We start from the raw sequence: 19,092 nt of genomic DNA on the forward strand, positions 1-19,092 counted from the left end.
TTATTCTTCACCGACGCCGTGTTCGGCATCGAGTTTGTTCATCCGCCAGGCGTAGAAAAAGATCAGCGCCAGAAAGACCAGAATCGAACCTTGCTGTGCGAACCAAAAGCCAAGATCGGTGCCGCCGACGGCGATCCCCGACAGCATGGGACGCAGCAGAATGCCAAAGCCGAACGAGACAACAGCCCAGATCAGCAGGCTCCATAGAATAAGACGCACATTGGCTTTCCAATACGCGTTGGATGCTTCTTTATCGGACAAAGCGTGCCCTCCCTTTTTACAGGTTTCCTCCTGCCCGCGCGGGACCATCCCGGCGCGGGCCGTTCTTTACGCAAGCGTCGCTGTGACGACCGCGTTCAGCTCTTTGGCGACATCCCCGATCGGGGCCATCGCATCGACGCGGGCCAGAACCCCGCGCGCGTCGTAATATGAAATCAGCGGCGCGGTCTGCGCGTGATAGGCGACAAGGCGCTGCGTGACGGTTTCGGCGTTGTCATCGGCACGCCGTTTCATCTCGGTGCCGCCGCATTTGTCGCATTTTCCCTCGACGGCCGGGGTCTTGAAGCTGTCGTGATAGCCCTCGCCGCAGCCGCCACAGGTATAGCGCCCCGAAATCCGGGTCACCATCGCGCTATCGTCAACCTCAAGGCTGATCGCGGCGCGGATGTCCTGACCGATATCGGCCAGCAGACCGTCAAGCGCCTCGGCCTGAACGGTGGTGCGCGGAAAGCCGTCAAGGATCACGCCAGCGGCGCAATCGGGCTCGCCCAAGCGGTCACGCAGGATCGCGATGACGATCTCGTCGCTGACAAGATCGCCCGCCTCCATCACCGCCTTCGCGGCGCGCCCGGCCTCTGTCCCTGCGGCCACAGCCGCGCGCAGAAGGTCGCCGGTCGAAAGCTGAACCAGTCCAAAGGTTTCCTCAAGCATGCGCGCCTGTGTGCCCTTGCCCGCCCCCGGCGGCCCAAGCAGGACCAGTTTGGCGGCGGTTTGCGGTGTTTTCACTCCGTCCATCATCGTCTTCCCCCCCCTCAGGCCAGTGCGGCGCGGTTGCTGATCAGATCGTCCACGACCGACGGATCGGCGAGGGTCGAGGTGTCGCCAAGGCTGTCGTAATCGTTCTCGGCAATCTTGCGCAGAATGCGGCGCATGATCTTGCCAGAGCGGGTTTTCGGCAGGCCCGGCGCCCATTGGATGACGTCGGGTTTGGCAATCGGGCCAATCTCGGTGCGGACCCAATTGGCAAGCTCGGTGCGAAGCTCATCCGTCGCCTCGACCCCATCCATCAGGGTGACATAGCAATAGATGCCCTGCCCCTTGATATCATGGGGATAGCCGACAACGGCGGCCTCGGAGACGGTGGCATGCGCGACCAGGGCACTCTCGACTTCGGCGGTGCCCATGCGGTGACCGGAAACGTTGATCACATCGTCGACACGCCCGGTGATCCAGTAATCGCCGTCCTCATCCCGACGACAGCCGTCGCCAGTGAAATAATAGCCTTTGAACATTTCGAAATAGGTCGAGACAAAGCGCGCATGATCGCCCCAGACGGTGCGCATCTGGCCCGGCCAGCTATCCTTGATGCAAAGTACGCCCTCGGTCGCGCCGCTCAGCTCGTTGCCCTGATCGTCAAGAATGACCGGGGTAACGCCAAAGAACGGCTTGGTGGCCGAACCGGGCTTGGGTTTGGTCACACCGGGCAGCGGCGTGATCAGGATGCCGCCGGTTTCGGTCTGCCACCAGGTGTCGACGATCGGGCATTTGCCCTTGCCGACATTCTCGTTGTACCAGTTCCACGCCTCGGGGTTGATCGGCTCGCCGACCGAGCCGAGAAGGCGCAGGCTGCTGAGATCGCTGCCCTCGACCGGGCCGGTGCCTTTGCCCATCAGCGCGCGAATGGCGGTGGGGGCGGTGTAGAATTGCGTGACCTTGTGTTTCTCGCAAACCTGCCAGAACCGGCCCGCATCGGGATAGGTCGGCACGCCCTCGAACATCACGGTGGTGGCGCCATTGGCGAGCGGGCCATAGACGATATAGCTGTGCCCGGTGACCCAGCCGACATCGGCGGTGCACCAGTAGATATCGCCCTCGTGATAGTCGAAAATATACTCATGCGTCATCGCGGCATAGGCCAGATAGCCGCCCGATGTGTGCACCACGCCCTTGGGCTGACCGGTGGAGCCGGAGGTGTAGAGGATGAACAGCGGATCTTCGGCATTCATTTCCTCGGGCGGGCAATCGGCGCTGACCCTGGCGGCCTCTTCGTGCCACCAGAAATCAAGCCCCTCGCGCCATGCGATCTGACCGCCGGTGCGCTTGACCACAAGGCATTTCACGTCGTCGACATCATGCAACAGCGCCTGATTGACGTTATCCTTGAGCTTGGTCGCCCGGCCACCACGCGGCGCGTGATCGGCGGTGATCACCACCTTGGCGTCACAACCATTGACCCGCGCGCCAAGGGCGTCGGGGCTGAAGCCGGCGAAAACGATCGAATGAATGGCGCCGATACGGGCACAGGCCAGCATCGAATAGGCGGCCTCGGGGATCATCGGAAGATAGATCACAACCCGGTCGCCTTTGCCCACGCCCATGGATTTCAGGACATTGGCCATCTTGCTGACCTGGGTGTGCAGCTCTTTATAGGTGATGTGGAGCGCCTCTTCATCGGGGCTGTCGGGCTCCCAGATGATGGCGGTCTGATCCCCGCGGGTGGCAAGGTGGCGATCGACACAGTTGGCGGCGACGTTCAGGGTGCCGTCTTCGAACCACTTGATCGAGACATCGTCATAGGCAAAAGAGGTGTTCTTGACGCGGGTATAGGGCTTGATCCAGTCAAGCCGCTTGCCGTGCTCGCCCCAGAAGGTCGCCGGATCATTGACCGACTGCGCATACATGCGGTCATAGGCCTCTGGATCAATGTGAAAATCCGGTGTCTTTGCACCTGCGGCATTCGATGATTGTACCATGGCTTGAATTCCTCCGTCCCAATGTCCGCTTGAAAAGCCGATCAAGCTGGATTTTGCATCCCTCCGCATACCTTACCTTGAAATTCGCAAAAAATTAACAGGTATAGCCTATACGCTTATAAATCAGGTGAAATATTTGCCTTTTTTATAGGCGCCTCTGTAAATTATTTTACTAATTGCGGTTTTATTGGGGTTCTGAGCGGTTTACCGCTATCATAAACACGGCCACGAACCACCCCTCGCCCGACCTTTGGCGCGTTGCAAGCCGCACTGCGGCAAGATGCCCCGCCCCTTCGATCTGACGTAACGTCATATCCTCGGCCTGCACAAGCTCGATTCGCCTTAAGCGGGTGCTCTTGCGTCGGTAAAGGGGAATTATCCGGGGTTTACCGCATGGCGTGACGGCCAAAACCAATCTAAACAGGTGAAACAGGTGCGCAGCACAGGCCGGGCACCGGGCGACGCCCGTCTTTGGGGTTGAACCCCCGTGCAAAGATCACAAATGTGCTGCTAGCCAGAGGATCGCGCCAATGCCCTATGCCCATTCCGACAAAACGCCGTCTGTTCTCAACAGCCCTGCCCCTGAACTGATCAAGCGCCCCAAGCTTGAGGGCGGCAAACGTTTTGTCATGGCCACGGATTTTGAACCGGCAGGCGATCAGCCGACAGCGATCAAGGAGTTGTCGCAAGGCATTGTCGACGGCGAGCGCGATCAGGTTTTGCTTGGCGCGACCGGCACCGGCAAGACCTTTACCATGGCCAAGATTATCGAACAGACCCAGCGCCCCGCGATCATCCTTGCGCCGAACAAAACGCTTGCCGCGCAACTCTACGGGGAATTCAAGGGATTTTTCCCCGACAACTCGGTCGAGTATTTCGTCAGCTTCTATGACTACTACCAGCCCGAGGCCTATGTGGCGCGCTCTGACACCTATATCGAGAAAGAAAGTCAGATCAACGAACAGATCGACCGGATGCGCCACTCGGCCACGCGCGCGCTTCTGGAGCGCGACGATGTGATCATCGTGGCCTCGGTGTCATGCATCTATGGCATCGGTAGCGTCGAAACCTATGGCGCCATGACGCAGGACCTCAAGGTCGGCAGCGACTATGACCAGCGCAAGATCATGGCCGATCTGGTGGCCCAGCAATACCGGCGCAACGATCAGTCGTTTCAGCGCGGGTCGTTCCGGGTGCGCGGCGACAGTCTTGAGATTTTTCCCGCCCACCTTGAAGACCGCGCCTGGCGGCTGTCGTTCTTCGGCGAGGAACTGGAAAGCGTCACCGAGTTCGACGCGCTGACTGGCGAAAAGACCGATACCTTTGAGCAAATCCGCGTCTATGCCAATTCGCATTACGTAACGCCCAAGCCGACCATGCAACAGGCGCTGATCGGCATCAAAAAAGAGTTGCGCCAACGGCTGGATCAGTTGGTCAACGAAGGCAAGCTCCTGGAGGCGCAGCGGCTTGAGCAACGCTGTACCTTTGATCTTGAGATGTTGGAGGCGACAGGCGTCTGCAACGGGATCGAGAATTACTCGCGCTATCTGACCGGGCGTGCCCCCGGCGAGCCGCCCCCCACCCTGTTCGAGTTCATCCCCGACAACGCGATTGTCTTTGCCGATGAAAGCCACGTCTCGGTGCCCCAGATCGGCGGCATGTACAAAGGCGACTATCGGCGCAAGTTCACGCTGGCCGAGCACGGGTTTCGCCTGCCGTCCTGTATGGATAACCGGCCGCTCAAGTTCGAGGAATGGGATGCGATGCGCCCGCAATCGGTCTTTGTCTCGGCCACCCCCGCCAAGTGGGAGATCGAACAGACCGGCGGCGTTTTCACCGAACAGGTGATCCGCCCTACTGGCCTTATCGACCCCGAGGTCGAAATCCGTCCGGTCGGGTCACAGGTCGATGACCTTCTGGATGAAATCCGCCGGGTCAGCGCCGAGGGCTATCGCACGCTTGTCACCACCCTGACCAAGCGGATGGCAGAGGATCTGACCGAATACCTGCACGAACAGGGCATCCGCGTGCGCTATATGCATAGCGATATCGACACCATTGAGCGGATCGAGATTCTGCGCGATCTTCGGCTTGGGGCGTTTGACGTTCTTATCGGGATCAACCTGTTGCGTGAGGGGCTTGATATCCCGGAATGCGGGCTTGTCGCCATTCTGGACGCCGACAAGGAAGGGTTCCTGCGCTCTGAAACCTCGCTGATCCAGACCATCGGACGCGCCGCGCGGAATGCCGAGGGGCGGGTGATCATGTATGCCGACCGCATCACCGGCAGCATGGAGCGCGCCTTGGGCGAAACCAACCGGCGCCGGGAGAAGCAGATCGCCTATAACCTCGAACACGGGATCACCCCGACGACGATCAAGAAAAACGTCGATGACATCCTGCAAGGGCTCTACAAGGGCGACGTGGATATGAACCGGGTGACGGCCAAGATCGACAAACCGCTGGCCGGGGCCAATCTTCAGGCGGTGCTGGAGGGGCTTCGCAGCGATATGCGCAAGGCCGCCGAGAACCTGGAATTCGAAGAGGCCGCCCGCCTTCGCGATGAGGTCAAACGCCTTGAGGCGGTCGATCTCGTGATCTCCGACGACCCCCTCGCGCGCCAACAGGCGGTTGCCAGGGCCAGCGCCGAGGCGGTCAAAGGGCGAGGTCGCTCAACGGCCGGCAGGCCGGGGCAGCATGGCGGGAATGTGAAACGGCGGGGGCGGTAGTGACCCAACAAGATATCGAGTTTGAAATATCAAGCCACTTTAAGAGCTGTATTCAATTAGCCCTTTCTCAGCTGGCTTGTGCCAACGATAACGTTTCACCTTGGAGATGGATCGTGATTGCACTTCATGATGCAATATATTGCGCTCTCGTGATGAAGTTGAGTCGCACTGACATGTTTGGCGTCTACCCCGATGCTCTCGAAAAAAAAGGCTGGCGAGTTCTATTCTAACGGTCTCTCCAGCCGATCTCCTGAGTGGAATGCGCTGTCGACCGAACAGGACCAAAGCAAACTGGCCGATTTGAGAACTTTGATAAAATGGGCGGATTTGCCCTCTCAAGCACGAATTCACAATAGTATTTCATCCGCTCAGGGGCCCTCCCGCGATCTGAGTTTGCTAAAAAAACGGCGTGATATGTTCGTGCATTCAGGTAATTATTCTCTGGTTGCAACAGATGGTGAATTGAAAGAAATTTGCTTAGGAAGCGTCAAAGTCTTGCTTGAAATAGCCTCATTACAGGGCAACAGATATTTTCATCTTAGCCATGATGAATGCATCCATCTGGTTACGCATCTGAAAACGACGCTTGAGACTTACAAGAATCCTTGATCATAGGTCGCGCATTCATGGCGCACATGGCGTACCCTACGTCTCTTAACCCCACCTTAACCACCCTTCGCGCACTCTGCCCGCATGCAAAACCGCAACTCTCCCCTCTCGCCAGAGGTCTGGCTGCATGACCTCTTCACGTCCAAGGCTGTGCAAGAAGGCGCCGTAATCCGGCGTAAGGCGCGGGATGTTGAGCGCTTCGTGGGCATGGAGCGTTTCATGCGTGAAATCCACCGACGGGGCTACCAGGTGGTAGAGAACTCGGGCCAAATCATCATTTTTTGCAACCGCGCGCCGATCCGGTGGCTCAGCGGCGGTGACCCCCCGATTTCTTTCAAAGAAATCGGATCGAAATCTTTTAAAGATTTCGACGCACGCGATCAGCACTGACGCTCAGGTCATCCGCCATTTGCGCCCCAGCCCCGCCGCAAGAGCGCCGGACAAAACCCCAATACCATCGGCCAGAAGATCGCCCCATTCACCGCGGCGCCCGACATAGGGTTGGATCACCTCGATCATGCCACCAAAGGCCAGCCCCGCCAGCACGATTTGCCAGAGCGGCAAACGTCCGGTATAGGCCATCGGCATCGCCAGAACGGCAAAGGCCACAAAATGCCCAAGCTTATCAAACCCCGCAATCCCCGGCTCGGGAGCGCCCGGCGAGGTCAGGGTAAGCGCGGCGATCGCCAAGGCGATCAGAAGTGTGAGTTTTACAGCCATGCCCAGCCCTTAGGCCGGACAACCCGATAGATCAACCGGCCAAGGTTGCGCATTGATCAGCAATCAAACAGTTCTTCCAGAAAACCGCCTGAAATCAACGGATCACATGCACCGCGCATTTGGCGTGACGGACCACCTGATTGGCAGTCGATCCAAGCAACAGGTCCTGCATGCCGGGGCGGTGGCTTGCGATGACGATGCAGTCAGGTTTGTTCTCTTCCGCCCAATCCAGAATGGTGCGGCCCGAATGCCCCTCGACCACATCCGCAGTGGCATTGGGCAGCGTATCGGCCAGATCCGAGAGTTCCTTCACAACCGCCTTGCGCGCCTCGATCAGGTAATCCTGCGGCATGTAAGAGATCGCATAGGCCGGGATATGCTCAATGACGTGAAGCAGGCTGATCCGCCCATCCTTTCCGGCCAAGACCTTGGCGGCGCTTACGGCGCCCGCTGCGTCACGATCATTATCAAACGAAATCGGCACGAGAACATGCTTGTACATAAGGTTTCCTTCCCTGTTGCGTTCTTGCAAGGATCGCGCAATCCGGGGTCGTATGCCTTGATCCAGATCAGGTGTATTGCGCGCTTTAATTCACGTCTTTCACCTGCCGGGCGATCTGGGCCGCCCATTCGCCGATGATCGGCAAAAACTCGATCTGGCTCAGCGCCCAGACCAGAAGCGACAATAGCACAGAGGCCCCCAACACAGTACCAAGCCCAACCGCAAGCCCGCGCGCGAAGTTGAACGCAAGCATGCGCGGGATCGAATTGTGAACCCTGATAAAGCGGTGGCCGTTCAGGCGACGCAATTCTATGCGCAGCGCATGTACTTCTTTTGTCAGATCCTCGGGGGGTGGCAGGTCATCCTTCATTCAAACGTCGCCACCACGTCATACATGACCGGCTCAAAGCTTTTGCAAAGCTCGCTGATCTGGCGATTGCGCACACGCATTTCATCGGTCCGCAGCATCGCCTGAAAATCCTCGCGCTGCCGCCATTGCGAGTAGCTGGCAATCCGGGTCTGTGCATCGTTCACATGCAGGCCGACCGCGACAAAGCCGGGCTGTTTGGAAATGAAATCCTGATAGGCGCCAGTCAACAGATCAAGTAAATCCTGACAGGTTCCGGGGGTCACATCGAACGTTGTGATAACGGTCTGATGGCTGTTGCTTTGGGCGATATGGGGCATAGCGCACCTCCTTTGCAACACAAGCCTATCACGCGCGGGCAGAGGGGTAAATTCTCTGGGGCCCTTAACCCTCGCTTTACCCTTTTTAACGAGGGTTAACGCAGAGGTAACCATGCTGCGACGGCTCATTCTTGCGTTGATCCTTTTGCCATGCCTGGCCGTTATGGCGCAGGCGGGGGCATGGGCGCGCGAAAAGGGCAAAACCTTTGTCGCCAACTCGGGTCAGATCGAAGGGCCGGATGCCTACGGATTTTATCACCCAAGCTTTACCTTTTACGCGGAACACGGATTGGCCGACCGCTTGACCGCCGGGGCGGATCTGGGCGGTGATGGCGCGCGGATGTCCAAGGTGATCGGATTTTTGCGCTGGCCCCTTGGCCGTACCGAGCGGCGCCTGAAACTCGCGTTTGAACTGGGCGCGGGGCAAGTGGATGCCCAGACTGCGTTGCGACCGGGATTGTCGCTGGGGCGCGGGATTTCACTTTGGGGCCGAAACGGCTGGATTGCGGTGGACAGCCGCGCAATCCTGTTCAGCGGCAGCGATGTGGCTCTGGAAGGCGACTTTACCTTTGGCCTCTCCACCACGCGGAAAACTAAGCTGATCCTGCAGATGCAGGCCGGCCACCCCGTAACCGGCAATAGTTACGCCCGCTTTGCGCCCTCGTTCGTCTACGAGACAAAACCCGGCCAACACATCGAATTCGGCCTTAGCCAGACGGTGCTTGGTGGGCGCACGCACGGCGTCAAACTGGGGCTCTGGCGGAGCTTTTGAACACCCCGCCAGGGCCCTTGGGTCAGAGCGGGTCGTCGATCCGCACCTTGAGGATAACCGTCCCCGAAACCGCCAATGGCCAGCGCAGGTTGATCTGGTCGCTATTTGCGCCCTGATTGGCCTGATAATAGGGCGTCACATATTCCACCCCATTTGCCCCGTTGCGAAGCGGCCCGGCAGCCACCACCGATTCCACCACCTGCGCCCAGGCCCCAAACGGCAATCGCGGCGCGGGTCGCACCACCCAGGTGCTGGCGGCGCTGGCCTCGGTATGCTCCATCACAAGCGGGCTGGCCGCCGACGTCTCGATGTTGTGAAAGGCGTTGTCATCAAAGGTGACATTGCGGATCCGGTTGTAATCGAGATCGGCAAAGCTCGTATCCACCGTCTCGACCCGGTCAATCACCCCGCCGATCCCGCGGAATGAATTGCCATTCACCGAAATACCGTTGACGAAATGCCCCGCGCCATGCGGCTTGACCATGATAAAGGTAAACCAGGGTGCCACATCGCTGGCGAGGAACACATTGTCGGTGATGCTCAGCGCGCTAAACGAAAATTCGCCCGAGAACCCCGGCGCCTGATCATGCTCGTTGCCCCATTCGATAAAACAATTATCGATGTAATTGCCGTTGATCGTGCCGCGGTTATTGGTGCGCGTCAGAACAAACCCGGCGGTGCGGATGCCATTAAGCGCGGAATCGCCCTGAAACACATGGTTGCCCGCAATGATCGAGCTTGATCCGCCAACCACGCCGAAGTGCCGGAAATGCACCACGCGGTTGTCGCGCACCTTGATGTCATTGGCATTGGAATTGAAGCCGATTGAGACGCGCTCGGTGGACAACAGCGGGCTTTCATCCGACAGGAACTGACAGCGGTCGATCATCATGCCCTGATCGCCCTCACCGTGGCTGCTTATGCCGCGATCCTTGGGCCGGGTGATAAAGCAATCGCGCAGATGAAACCCGGTGCCGGTCGGCGGCAAAAGGATGCCACTGCAATCTCCGCTGCACTGAAACTCGATCTCCGACATGACCATGCGCGAAATTTGCTCGAAGCCGCTGAAATCAAGCATGTATTTAAAGCGCCGAAAGGTGAAGACCTGCGTGCCCGCCGCGTCAAACAACGGCTGGCTGATATCAAGACGCTGCGCCGCGATATTTCGGGCTGTCACATAGACTTCGCGCCCCACCCCATTGCCGGTGATGACCGAACCGACAGGGATATTGGCGACATTCACCACATTGGCAAGCCGCTTGGCGTTGCCCGGATCATAGGTCGCCTGCGAGGTCACAACCTCGGTATCCCAGTTCGGACCTGGAAAAACAGAAAACTGCCCGTTTTCAATCACATGGCGCTGCTTATAGGTGGTCTTGTTGTTGACTGCGGCCGCCATATCCACCGGCGCTCGCAGCGCCACCTTGCGCCCGCCAAGATCAAGCGTCACATGACCTGCATTGTTCAAAAGCGCCTGATAGGCCTTTTTGAAGGCCAGTTCGCTGTCGCCAAAGGCATCGATATAGGCAGGCAGATCGAAATTCTTGGTCAGCGCCAGAATGCTGCTCTCCGCCATTTCAAGCGTGCCCTCAAAGCGGATACGGTTCTGAATGGTGGTGCTTTGGCCAAGAAAATAGGTGCCCGCCGGGACGATGATCTCGCGCCCGTTCGCGGCTGAATCCGCCGCCTCAAAGGCGGCGTGATCATCCGCAACCCCATCGCCTACGGCACCAAAATCGCGCACATCCACCGCGCTCACGATATCGCGCAGGAAGAACCGGCTGACATCCTCGATGACGATATCGTCGATGCGCACGATGCCGCCGCTCGCCCCCGTAAGGTCAAGCCCGAAGTGCCCGAAAAGCGTCTGCGTGCCCCAGGCCATATCGACCCCGTTGCGCGCGCCGCTGCCGACAATGGCCGTCACCTCGACCACGTCGCCATAGGTGCTCAGTGTGACCTGTGGGCCACTCAAGTTCACCCCCGTAATGGCCAGGCCCCCGGCCCCGCCGGCCCAGGCCGCAATCCGCACAGTCGGCAGATTGCCGGAAATCGCCTTGATCCGCGCCCTGATCTGAAGATAGCACCCCGGCAAAATCGGAGTTTCCCCCATATAGCGCAGCCGTTGCACCGCATCGATCTTCTGAATCTCCAGCGCACCGCCAAAATCCTGATCACCCGGCACAAAGGCCGCATTCACGGCATTCTGATAGGTGTCCGATCCCGGCGTTCCATCGCCGCTAGACCATTGATCCAACCCCGCCGCAAAGGGTTGAGGCATGAAAACGATGCCGTCGGTAATTGCCTTGTTCATATGGTTCCCTTTCCACATCCCGCGTCACGCGCACATGACCCATGCTTGTCCCGGCACGGCGCACCGCATCCGATGGGATAGGGAAGTATCAACAGGGGGTTAACCGGCTCTCACACCACCGTCACGGTGCCCTGTCCTGCGCCGCTCATACCGGTTTCTTCTGGCCATAAATATCCCGGGGGAATCGCCCTTGGGCGATGGGGGCGGCGCCCCCTTGATCGGAACGTAGCTCAGACCGTACCGGCAGGTATCTTTCGCACCCGCACGGCATTGATCTTCCAGCCCTCCTCACCCTCGATCATCTGGTACTCGACCACGTACGGCGCGCCACCGGCATCGCGAACAAGCACGTTCTGCCAGAGTTTGCCAGCAATCACCTCACTATCCAGAAACGTCACCTCGGACGGCCGCCACACCATCGGATAGCCCTCTCGCACCATGGAGCCAAAGGCGTCGGGCGATCCAAAACGGTGCTGAATGGTCGGGCTGGCAAACGCCCAGGCGCGCTCCACATCATTGGCCAGAAAGGCCTCGATCTGGGCCGAAATCACCGCCTTTACCGCGCTCTCATCGGCGCGGACCGGACCAGTCAGACCAACCGCCAGAAGCACCAGACAGAATAAATGTCGCATAAGCCACCTCCATGCTCATGGCAACCAGCGCCACCTTGTCGGCCTTCAAGCGCCACGCCTTAGCGCTCTTGAAGCCTTTGCAGATAGGCCACCAGATCAACCACCGCTTTGCTGGTCCTGATCTGCGCGCCCTCTTCAATCTTGAGCACGACATCGCGCCCCTCAAAGAAATCGCCATAAACCGGCATCGGGTCGCCATGGGCCAGCATTGGATCACGCCCATCAATCTGGCGCACCACCCGGGCCAGCGGAAAAGCCCCACCGTTGTCTTTGGCCAGCCCCCTAAGGTCGCGCGGCGCCACGGTCAGGACCGGGCGCATCGGGCCATCGCCACTGGCATCCGCGCCATGGCAGGCGGCGCAATAACGCTCATAGGTCTTTTGCCCAAGGCGTGTATCCTGCGCCATCACACCAGTCGGCAGACATAAGGCTGCCATCATGCTGGCCAAAATTGCGATCCGCATCATCGTCTCCCTTTTCGCCCTGTCACTCTATTGCTCCCGAATTTGCAACACCGCGCCTTGATCTGCGTCATCCGCGCGACTGGCCATGCCCTATCCGGCAAGCTCGGCCACCTGCGCCCAAAGTGCATCCGGCACGTCGACGGGGTCGGTCTCGCGTTTGCCCTGCCCCGGCATCCGCGCGCCTTCGTCAAGCGCCACGCCCTTGACCACCTGCTCAAGTCGATCATAGAACGCCCCCGAGGTGTCCGGATCCATCAACAGATAATACTGCCCAAGATCATGCGGCGGCCCTTCGGGCGCTTTCAGCGGTTTGACATCCCGGCTGACCACACCGCCGGTCATGCCTGCGGCCAAAAGCTCGGCCATGAGCCCAAAACCCCATCCCTTGTAGCCGCCCATGCTGACCAGCGACCCGGCAAGCGCCGCCTCGGGGTCGGTCGTCGGCTGACCCTGCGCATCCAGCGCCCAGCCCTCGGGAATACGCTCACCGGCGGCCTTGGCCATCGTGATCTTGCCAAGCGCCACGGTGGTGGTGGATTGATCAAACTGCATGGCGATCCCGCCCTTGCCATCGGGCACCGAAAAGGCAATCGGATTGGTGCCGATCACCCGGCTCTTGCCCCCCGGCGGCGCCACGATGGGCGAGGCATTGGTCATGCCCAGGCCGACAAGCCCTCGCTTGGCGATCTGCTCGGTGAAAAACCCAAGGCTGGTGCAGGTATGCGCGTGCCCCACCGCAAGGCTCGCCACGCCGCAAGCGCGCGCCGCCTCAACCGCTTGGTCAATCGCGCGGGCAAAGGCGGGCTGGGCAAAGCCGAACTTTGCATCCACCACCACCGCGCCGGGCTTGGGCTGGCTCACAACCGGCTCGACATCGCCCTTGACGCGCCCGGTTTTCAACTGCTGGCAATAGCTTTCAAGGTAATAGAGCCCGCAAATCCGGTTTCCCACACTTTCCGCCTTGCGCACCGCAAAGGCCACCTCGCCCGCCACCCAATCGACCGCGCCATGGCGCATCAGCGCCGCTTTGGTTTGTGTTTCAATCTCGTCAAGTGATACCTGTGCCATGCGGCCTCCGTCTGGTCCTGCGCGCTCCGTGTTCTGCGCAATGTGATCAACAAAAACTCATCTGAAAGGGGCCCGTAGGGTGGGTGAAACCCACGCCCTTTCCGTTACCCCGCCTCGACAAGACGACCCTGATCAAGCCGCAAAACCCGATCCATTTTCGCCGCCAATTCAAGGTTATGCGTGGCAATCAGCGCCGCAAGGCCGGTGTCGCGCACCAACCCCTCCAAGGCGCCAAACACCTGATCCGCCGTGCCGGGATCAAGATTGCCGGTCGGCTCATCGGCCAACAAAACGCTCGGGCTGTTGGCAAGGGCCCGGCAAAACGCCACCCGCTGCTGCTCGCCGCCCGACATGGCCGAGGGGCGATGACCGGCACGCGCGCCAACCCCGACCTGATCCAAAAGACCGCGGGCGCGCTCTTCGGCGATCTTGCGCGCCACGCCATCGGCCAGTTGTGGCAGAACGATATTCTCAAGCGCGGTGAATTCAGGCAGCAGGTGATGAAACTGATAGACAAATCCCACCTCCTGTCGGCGCAGCGCGGTGCGCCGCCGATCGCTCAGCCCGGTCATATCCTCGCCCGCGATTTCAACCCGCCCCGCATCGGCGGTGTCCAAAAGCCCGGCAATATGCAACAACGTCGATTTCCCGGCCCCCGAGGGCGCCACAAGCGCCACCATCTCGCCGCGCGCAAGCGCAAGCTCGACCCCCGCCAGCACCTGCACTTCGCCGGTTTCGCCCTTTTTATAGGTCTTCTCGACCCCCGAAAGGCGCAGCATCACATCACTCATAGCGCAGCGCCTCCACCGGGTTCATCCGTGCCGCGCGACGCGCCGGAAAGATCGTCACCACGAACGACAGCCCCAGCGACAGCGACACCGCCGACATCACGTCACCAAACTGCAACTTGGCCGGCAGGTGGTAAATCCCGCGGATCGACGGATCCCAGACCTGCCCGCCCATCACCACGTTCACAAAGCTGAAAATCGGGTCGATATAAAGCGCGAAGAGACAGCCCAAGACAACTCCCATCGCCGTACCGATCAGGCCGGTGAACGCCCCACAGATGAAAAACACCCGCAGGACCGACCCCTCGGTCAACCCCATCGTGCGCAAAATCCCGATGTCGCGGCCCTTGTTCTTGACCAGCATGATCAGGCCGCTGGTGATATTCATCGCCGCGATCAGAACAAGAATCGACAGGATGATGAACATCACGTTGTCCTCGACCTCAAGCGCGCGCAGGAACGAGCCGCTGGCATCCTGCCAGGTCCAGACCTGCGCCCGCTCGCCCGCCACGCGCAACAGCGGCAAGGCAAGCTCATCCACATTTTCGGGCTCGGCGACCATCACCTCAAGCTCGTCGGCGCGCCCCTCGCGGTTGAAAAAGCTCTGCGCCTCGTCAAACGGCAGATAAACCCGCACCCGGTCGATGTCATAGCGCCCGGCCGAAAAGATATAGACCACGTCATAGGCATTGATCCGCGGGCTGGTGCCAAAGGCGGTCTTGACGCCATTGGGCGAGATCAACTTGATCCGGTCGCCAATCCCGACGCCCAATTCCTGCGCCACGCCCGAGCCAATTGCGATGCCTTGGGGAAAACTGGCGACATCGCCCCGGCTTGTCTCGGGATCGGCGACACGCGGAATACTGCGCAGGTCATCCGGCGCGATGCCAAAGACCTGCACGCCGGCATTGCGGTCGCGGGCATTGGCCATCACCTGGCCCTTGATCAGCGGCGCGGCGCGGGTCACGCCCGGCACCGCGCGCACACGCTCGGCCATCGCCTCGTAATCCCGCAAGGTGCGGTCGATCCGGCCGCTTTGGGCATCCACCTCGCCTGCGTTATAGATCGTCACATGCGCGTTCGCGCCAAGAATTGTGTCAACAAACTCGGCCCGAAACCCGGATCGCACCGCCAGCGTCGCGATCAGCGCAAACACCGCCAGCGTGATGCCGACAAGGCTGATCCAGGTCATCACGCTGACACCGCCCTCGGCCCGCTTGGCGCGCAGATAGCGCCAGGCGATCATCCATTCAAACGGGGCAAAGGGGGCGGGCGTTCTGGCCATTCTGACACCTTGGTAAATTTGCGCGGACAGTGGGGTTTTAGGGTGCGGGCGTCAAGAGAGGGCGATGGCCCCAAGCGATGAGCCGCGCGGGCCCGTCCGCCGGGTGGGCGTTGCAACAGGGCTGGCTGGCACTTGATGCCAGTAAAATACCTCTGCGCTGTCGATGGCCTGCAACCTCCCAGAGCGCCCGCCCGAGGGGGCGGACGGGCGCTGCGCGGCGGCGCGCATGCGCGCCTTGGTTCCGCGCATTGGCGCTTGGATAAAACCTCTGCTCCAGTCCCTCTTCTAGAGACTTGGGCGCAGAACGTGACCTGCGTAAACCAGCGCCAGCTTTTCAATCGCCTGTTCGGGCGGCAATTCTTCGCTTTCCCCGGTACGGCGACAGGTCAATTCGACCACCCCGTTCTTAAGGCCGCGCGGCCCCACGGTGATCCGCCAGGGCAGGCCGATCAGATCCATCGTGGCAAACTTGCCGCCTGCCCGCTCGTCGCGGTCGTCATAAAGCGGCTCCAGGCCAAGCGCGTTCAGCGAGGCATAAATCGCCTCACAGGCCGCGTCGGCCTCGGCGTCGCCCTGTTTCACGTTCACGATACCTGCGTGATAGGGCGTCACACCCTCGGGCCAGATGATCCCCTTGTCATCATGGCTCGCCTCGATGATCGCGCCGACAAGGCGGCTGACACCGATGCCGTGGCTGCCCATATGCACCGGCGTCGACTTGCCATCCGGGCCCTGCACCGTGGCGCCCATTGCATCGGAATACTTGGTGCCGAAATAGAATATCTGCCCCACCTCAATGCCACGGCTGGTCTTGCGCCGGGCCTCGGGGATGGCGTTGAACAGCGCCTCGTCATGGGTCTCATCGGTGCGCGCATAGGGCGTGGTCCATTCCTTTACGATCGCCGCGCAGTCGTCCCAGCTGTTGTAATCCACCGCCCGCTCGCCAAGGCTCAGATCGGTGATCGCGCTGTCATAGAACACCTCGGATTCGCCGGTCTCGGCCAGAACCAGAAACTCATGCGTATCATCGCCGCCAATCGGGCCAGAATCGGCGCGCATCGGGATCGCCTGCAATCCCATCCGCTCGTAGGTGCGCAGATAGCTGACCATGTGCCGGTTATAGGCATGCATGGCGTCTTCTTTGGTCAGGTCAAAGTTATAGCCGTCCTTCATGAAAAACTCGCGGCCGCGCATCACCCCAAAGCGCGGGCGCACCTCGTCGCGAAACTTCCACTGGATATGATAGAGCGTCAGCGGCAGGTCCTTGTAGCTTCCCACATGGGCCCGGAAAATATCCGTAATCAGCTCTTCGTTGGTTGGCCCATAGAGCATATCGCGGCCATGCCGATCGGTGATCCGGAGCATCTCAGCGCCGTAATCGTCATAGCGTCCGCTTTCGCGCCAGAGATCGGCGGATTGCAGCGTCGGCATCAGCATCGGGATATGACCCGCGCGCACCTGCTCTTCGTGCACGATATTCTCAAGCTTGCGCAGGATCTTGAACCCCAGAGGCAGCCAGGAATAAATCCCGGCAGTTGCCTGCTTGATCATGCCCGCCCGCAACATCAGGCGGTGCGAGGCAATCTGCGCCTCTGACGGGGTTTCCTTGAGCACGGGCAGAAAGTAACGGGACAGGCGCATGTTAGACCTCTGGCAAAGGATATTTGCCCCCGTTTATGGCTTTGCGGCGGTCCAGACAAGGGAGGATCACGCTTTCGCCGCCCGCCCCCTTGAAACCGCGGGCAGCATGGGCAATGTGGAGGGGCAAAAGAACAAAAGGCGCATCAGATGGCATTGCCGGTCAAGGAACAGGTCAAATACTGGGGCATCGCTTCTGCGGTCTTCCTGGTGACGCTGTGGTTTCTGGGGGATGTGATCCTGCCTTTCGTGATCGGCGGGGCGATTGCCTATTTCCTCGATCCGGTGGCGGACCGGCTTGAACGGATGGGGCTTAGCCGGGCGGCATCGGCTGTGGTAATCTCCCTGGTGGCGCTGTTGATCTTCGTGATCATGGCGCTTCTGGTGATCCCCTTGCTGGTGGAACAGGCGGTTCAGCTCTTCAATATCGCGCCGCAACTGGCGCGCGACCTTCAGGGGTTTTTGTCCAACCATTTCCCGTCGATCTTTCAACCTGAATCGACGCTGCACAAAACCCTTCTGTCGCTTGGCGAAACCATCCGCGAGCGCGGCGGTCAGGTGTTTCAGACCCTGCTGAATTCTGCGGCCTCGCTGATTGATCTGGTGCTTCTCGTCGTGATCGTGCCGGTGGTGGCCTTCTACCTGCTCTATGACTGGGATCACCTGATTGCCAAGATCGACGGGCTGTTGCCGCGCGATCATGCGCCGGTAATCCGCGATCTTGCCAGCCAGATCGACCACACCCTCGCCAGCTTTATCCGCGGCATGGGCACGGTCTGCCTTGTGCTGGGCACCTATTACGCGATGGCCCTGATGCTGGTGGGGCTGCAATTCGGGCTTGTGGTCGGGGCCTTTGCCGGATTGATCACCTTCATTCCCTATGTCGGCTCTATCGTTGGCGGGGTTCTGGCGGTCGGGCTGGCACTTTTTCAATTCTGGGGGGATTGGGTCAGCGTCGGGCTTGTCGCGGCGATCTTTGTCTCGGGCCAGGTGATTGAGGGCAATGTTCTGACGCCCAAGCTTGTCGGCTCCTCCGTGGGCCTGCACCCGGTCTGGCTTATCTTTGCACTGTCGGCTTTTGGCACGCTGTTCGGCTTTGTCGGCATGCTGGTGGCGGTGCCAGTCGCCGCCTCGCTCGGGGTGATCACGCGCTTTGCGACCCTGCAATACAAGGACAGCCGCCTTTATCGCGGGCTGGATGCGCAGGATCCCGACTGATGGGCGAACAACTCAGCTTTGATCTGCCCGTGCGCGCCGCCCTCGGGCGCGAGGATTTCTATGTCGCCCCGGCCAATGCACAGGCCGTCGCGATGATCGAGGACTGGCAGGGCTGGCCCTCTCGCAAACTGGTGCTTGTCGGGCCGCCGGGGGCGGGCAAAACCCACCTGACCCATGTCTGGGCAAGCCTCACAGGCGCGTTGATCATCGCCGCGCGTGACCTTGCAGAGGCCGATATTGCGGATCTCGCCAGAGGCCCGGTCGCCGTCGAGGATGCCGATGAGATCGCGGGCAATGCGCCCGGCGAAGAGGCGCTGTTTCACCTTCATAACCTGACCCTCGCCGAGGGGCATTCGCTTCTGCTCACGGCTGAAACCGCGCCAAATTTCTGGCCCCTCGCCCTGCCTGATCTTGCCAGCCGGATGCAGGCGACGACGCTGGCGCATCTGCGCGCGCCCGATGACACGCTCTTGGCGGCGCTGTTGATGAAGCTCTTTGCCGACCGGCAACTCTCGCCCAGCCCCGAGATCCTGCCCTACCTCGCGCGGCGCATGGACCGCTCGTTTGATACCGCCCGCAGGCTTGTGGCAACGCTTGATGCAACGGCCCTTTCAACCGGGCGCCCGATCACCCGCGCCATGGCGGCAAAGGTGCTGGACAAAATGGCCGAATAGCGCCACCCTGCGTCACCCCT

At 60.3% G+C, this 19,092-nt stretch carries 20 protein-coding genes; 6 read left to right on the forward strand and 14 right to left on the reverse strand.

Going from position 1 to position 19,092, the window contains the following annotated elements; genetic code table 11:
* From BUB78_RS08245 to acs, 3 genes are all read right to left on the reverse strand, one after another.
* Positions 1 to 261 carry a DUF4212 domain-containing protein gene (locus BUB78_RS08245; protein ID WP_073197206.1) on the reverse strand — a complete coding sequence of 87 codons (261 nt, stop codon included), beginning with the start codon at positions 259 to 261 and terminating at the stop codon, positions 1 to 3.
* A 66-nt stretch (positions 262 to 327) separates the two neighbouring features.
* A complete protein-coding gene (locus BUB78_RS08250) occupies positions 328 to 1,014 on the reverse strand; it encodes an adenylate kinase (RefSeq protein WP_139279290.1) in 687 nt (228 codons plus the stop codon).
* Positions 1,015 to 1,031: 17 nt separating this feature from the next.
* The gene (gene acs, locus BUB78_RS08255) at positions 1,032 to 2,972 is read right to left on the reverse strand and encodes an acetate--CoA ligase (protein WP_073196981.1); all 1,941 of its coding nucleotides are present in this window, start codon (positions 2,970 to 2,972) and stop codon (positions 1,032 to 1,034) included.
* Between the two features lie 530 nt (positions 2,973 to 3,502).
* Here acs and uvrB point away from each other — a divergent pair.
* The 3 genes from uvrB (at position 3,503) to BUB78_RS08265 (ending at position 6,700) form a co-directional block, all read left to right on the forward strand.
* Positions 3,503 to 5,701, forward strand: coding sequence for an excinuclease ABC subunit UvrB (gene uvrB / locus BUB78_RS08260; RefSeq protein WP_073196983.1), 2,199 nt, complete (start codon positions 3,503 to 3,505; stop codon positions 5,699 to 5,701).
* 192 nt (positions 5,702 to 5,893) lie between these two features.
* Positions 5,894 to 6,310 carry a hypothetical protein gene (locus BUB78_RS20305; RefSeq protein WP_139279291.1) on the forward strand — a complete coding sequence of 139 codons (417 nt, stop codon included), beginning with the start codon at positions 5,894 to 5,896 and terminating at the stop codon, positions 6,308 to 6,310.
* An 84-nt stretch (positions 6,311 to 6,394) separates the two neighbouring features.
* On the forward strand, positions 6,395 to 6,700 hold the full coding sequence (locus tag BUB78_RS08265; RefSeq protein ID WP_073196985.1) for an aspartate aminotransferase: 306 nt from the start codon (positions 6,395 to 6,397) through the stop codon (positions 6,698 to 6,700).
* A 3-nt stretch (positions 6,701 to 6,703) separates the two neighbouring features.
* Here the strand turns inward: BUB78_RS08265 and BUB78_RS08270 are convergent, their stop codons facing one another.
* From BUB78_RS08270 to BUB78_RS08285, 4 genes are all read right to left on the reverse strand, one after another.
* Complete coding sequence (locus BUB78_RS08270) at positions 6,704 to 7,030, reverse strand: VanZ family protein (protein WP_073196988.1); 327 nt, start codon at positions 7,028 to 7,030, stop codon at positions 6,704 to 6,706.
* Positions 7,031 to 7,124: 94 nt separating this feature from the next.
* Positions 7,125 to 7,532 carry a universal stress protein gene (locus BUB78_RS08275; RefSeq protein WP_073196990.1) on the reverse strand — a complete coding sequence of 136 codons (408 nt, stop codon included), beginning with the start codon at positions 7,530 to 7,532 and terminating at the stop codon, positions 7,125 to 7,127.
* An 85-nt stretch (positions 7,533 to 7,617) separates the two neighbouring features.
* Complete coding sequence (locus tag BUB78_RS08280) at positions 7,618 to 7,902, reverse strand: DUF5665 domain-containing protein (RefSeq protein ID WP_073196992.1); 285 nt, start codon at positions 7,900 to 7,902, stop codon at positions 7,618 to 7,620.
* Entirely contained in the window at positions 7,899 to 8,219 is a 321-nt protein-coding gene (locus BUB78_RS08285) for an antibiotic biosynthesis monooxygenase family protein (protein ID WP_073196994.1), read from the reverse strand. The genes BUB78_RS08280 and BUB78_RS08285 overlap by 4 nt, the downstream gene beginning before the upstream one ends.
* A gap of 112 nt (positions 8,220 to 8,331) precedes the next feature.
* Between BUB78_RS08285 and BUB78_RS08290 the strand changes: the two genes are divergently transcribed.
* On the forward strand, positions 8,332 to 8,991 hold the full coding sequence (locus BUB78_RS08290) for a hypothetical protein (protein WP_073196996.1): 660 nt from the start codon (positions 8,332 to 8,334) through the stop codon (positions 8,989 to 8,991).
* A gap of 22 nt (positions 8,992 to 9,013) precedes the next feature.
* On the opposite strand, the gene BUB78_RS08295 is transcribed toward BUB78_RS08290, so the two are convergent.
* The 7 genes from BUB78_RS08295 to proS all read right to left on the reverse strand — a co-directional run bounded on the left by BUB78_RS08295 (position 9,014) and on the right by proS (position 17,183).
* Positions 9,014 to 11,305 (reverse strand): glycosyl hydrolase family 28-related protein, encoded by a 2,292-nt coding sequence (locus BUB78_RS08295; protein ID WP_073196998.1) that lies wholly within the window; start codon positions 11,303 to 11,305, stop codon positions 9,014 to 9,016.
* 230 nt (positions 11,306 to 11,535) lie between these two features.
* Entirely contained in the window at positions 11,536 to 11,937 is a 402-nt protein-coding gene (locus tag BUB78_RS08300) for a DUF4864 domain-containing protein (RefSeq protein WP_073197000.1), read from the reverse strand.
* 59 nt (positions 11,938 to 11,996) lie between these two features.
* Positions 11,997 to 12,401, reverse strand: coding sequence for a c-type cytochrome (locus tag BUB78_RS08305; RefSeq protein ID WP_073197208.1), 405 nt, complete (start codon positions 12,399 to 12,401; stop codon positions 11,997 to 11,999).
* A 90-nt stretch (positions 12,402 to 12,491) separates the two neighbouring features.
* Positions 12,492 to 13,469 carry an Ldh family oxidoreductase gene (locus BUB78_RS08310; RefSeq protein ID WP_073197002.1) on the reverse strand — a complete coding sequence of 326 codons (978 nt, stop codon included), beginning with the start codon at positions 13,467 to 13,469 and terminating at the stop codon, positions 12,492 to 12,494.
* A gap of 104 nt (positions 13,470 to 13,573) precedes the next feature.
* Complete coding sequence (locus BUB78_RS08315; protein WP_073197003.1) at positions 13,574 to 14,260, reverse strand: ABC transporter ATP-binding protein; 687 nt, start codon at positions 14,258 to 14,260, stop codon at positions 13,574 to 13,576.
* A complete protein-coding gene (locus BUB78_RS08320) occupies positions 14,253 to 15,542 on the reverse strand; it encodes a lipoprotein-releasing ABC transporter permease subunit (RefSeq protein ID WP_073197005.1) in 1,290 nt (429 codons plus the stop codon). Before BUB78_RS08320 ends, BUB78_RS08315 begins: the two co-directional genes overlap by 8 nt.
* A 285-nt stretch (positions 15,543 to 15,827) precedes the next feature.
* Positions 15,828 to 17,183 carry a proline--tRNA ligase gene (gene proS, locus BUB78_RS08330; RefSeq protein WP_073197009.1) on the reverse strand — a complete coding sequence of 452 codons (1,356 nt, stop codon included), beginning with the start codon at positions 17,181 to 17,183 and terminating at the stop codon, positions 15,828 to 15,830.
* A gap of 147 nt (positions 17,184 to 17,330) precedes the next feature.
* On the opposite strand from proS, the gene BUB78_RS08335 reads away from it, so the two are divergent.
* Together BUB78_RS08335 and BUB78_RS08340 are read left to right on the forward strand one after the other, a co-directional pair.
* Positions 17,331 to 18,398: an AI-2E family transporter gene (locus BUB78_RS08335; protein ID WP_073197011.1), complete on the forward strand. Its 1,068-nt coding sequence runs from the start codon at positions 17,331 to 17,333 to the stop codon at positions 18,396 to 18,398.
* Positions 18,398 to 19,072: a P-loop NTPase family protein gene (locus BUB78_RS08340; RefSeq protein WP_073197013.1), complete on the forward strand. Its 675-nt coding sequence runs from the start codon at positions 18,398 to 18,400 to the stop codon at positions 19,070 to 19,072. Before BUB78_RS08335 ends, BUB78_RS08340 begins: the two co-directional genes overlap by 1 nt.
* Positions 19,073 to 19,092 lie beyond the last annotated feature (20 nt).

Origin of the sequence: Roseovarius marisflavi, assembly GCF_900142625.1 — a bacterium.
GTDB lineage: Bacteria > Pseudomonadota > Alphaproteobacteria > Rhodobacterales > Rhodobacteraceae > Roseovarius > Roseovarius marisflavi.

Bases quoted from the DNA above. Each gene is read 5' to 3' on its own strand.
- BUB78_RS08250 (WP_139279290.1), bottom strand. From the start codon at position 1,014: ATGGACGGAGTGAAAACACCGCAAACCGCCGCCAAACTGGTCCTGCTT.
- acs (WP_073196981.1), bottom strand. From the start codon at position 2,972: ATGGTACAATCATCGAATGCCGCAGGTGCAAAGACACCGGATTTTCAC.
- uvrB (WP_073196983.1), top strand. From the start codon at position 3,503: ATGCCCTATGCCCATTCCGACAAAACGCCGTCTGTTCTCAACAGCCCT.
- BUB78_RS20305 (WP_139279291.1), top strand. From the start codon at position 5,894: ATGCTCTCGAAAAAAAAGGCTGGCGAGTTCTATTCTAACGGTCTCTCC.
- BUB78_RS08265 (WP_073196985.1), top strand. From the start codon at position 6,395: ATGCAAAACCGCAACTCTCCCCTCTCGCCAGAGGTCTGGCTGCATGAC.
- BUB78_RS08270 (WP_073196988.1), bottom strand. From the start codon at position 7,030: ATGGCTGTAAAACTCACACTTCTGATCGCCTTGGCGATCGCCGCGCTT.
- BUB78_RS08275 (WP_073196990.1), bottom strand. From the start codon at position 7,532: ATGTACAAGCATGTTCTCGTGCCGATTTCGTTTGATAATGATCGTGAC.
- BUB78_RS08280 (WP_073196992.1), bottom strand. From the start codon at position 7,902: ATGAAGGATGACCTGCCACCCCCCGAGGATCTGACAAAAGAAGTACAT.
- BUB78_RS08285 (WP_073196994.1), bottom strand. From the start codon at position 8,219: ATGCCCCATATCGCCCAAAGCAACAGCCATCAGACCGTTATCACAACG.
- BUB78_RS08290 (WP_073196996.1), top strand. From the start codon at position 8,332: ATGCTGCGACGGCTCATTCTTGCGTTGATCCTTTTGCCATGCCTGGCC.
- BUB78_RS08295 (WP_073196998.1), bottom strand. From the start codon at position 11,305: ATGAACAAGGCAATTACCGACGGCATCGTTTTCATGCCTCAACCCTTT.
- BUB78_RS08300 (WP_073197000.1), bottom strand. From the start codon at position 11,937: ATGCGACATTTATTCTGTCTGGTGCTTCTGGCGGTTGGTCTGACTGGT.
- BUB78_RS08305 (WP_073197208.1), bottom strand. From the start codon at position 12,401: ATGCGGATCGCAATTTTGGCCAGCATGATGGCAGCCTTATGTCTGCCG.
- BUB78_RS08310 (WP_073197002.1), bottom strand. From the start codon at position 13,469: ATGGCACAGGTATCACTTGACGAGATTGAAACACAAACCAAAGCGGCG.
- BUB78_RS08315 (WP_073197003.1), bottom strand. From the start codon at position 14,260: ATGAGTGATGTGATGCTGCGCCTTTCGGGGGTCGAGAAGACCTATAAA.
- BUB78_RS08320 (WP_073197005.1), bottom strand. From the start codon at position 15,542: ATGGCCAGAACGCCCGCCCCCTTTGCCCCGTTTGAATGGATGATCGCC.
- proS (WP_073197009.1), bottom strand. From the start codon at position 17,183: ATGCGCCTGTCCCGTTACTTTCTGCCCGTGCTCAAGGAAACCCCGTCA.
- BUB78_RS08335 (WP_073197011.1), top strand. From the start codon at position 17,331: ATGGCATTGCCGGTCAAGGAACAGGTCAAATACTGGGGCATCGCTTCT.
- BUB78_RS08340 (WP_073197013.1), top strand. From the start codon at position 18,398: ATGGGCGAACAACTCAGCTTTGATCTGCCCGTGCGCGCCGCCCTCGGG.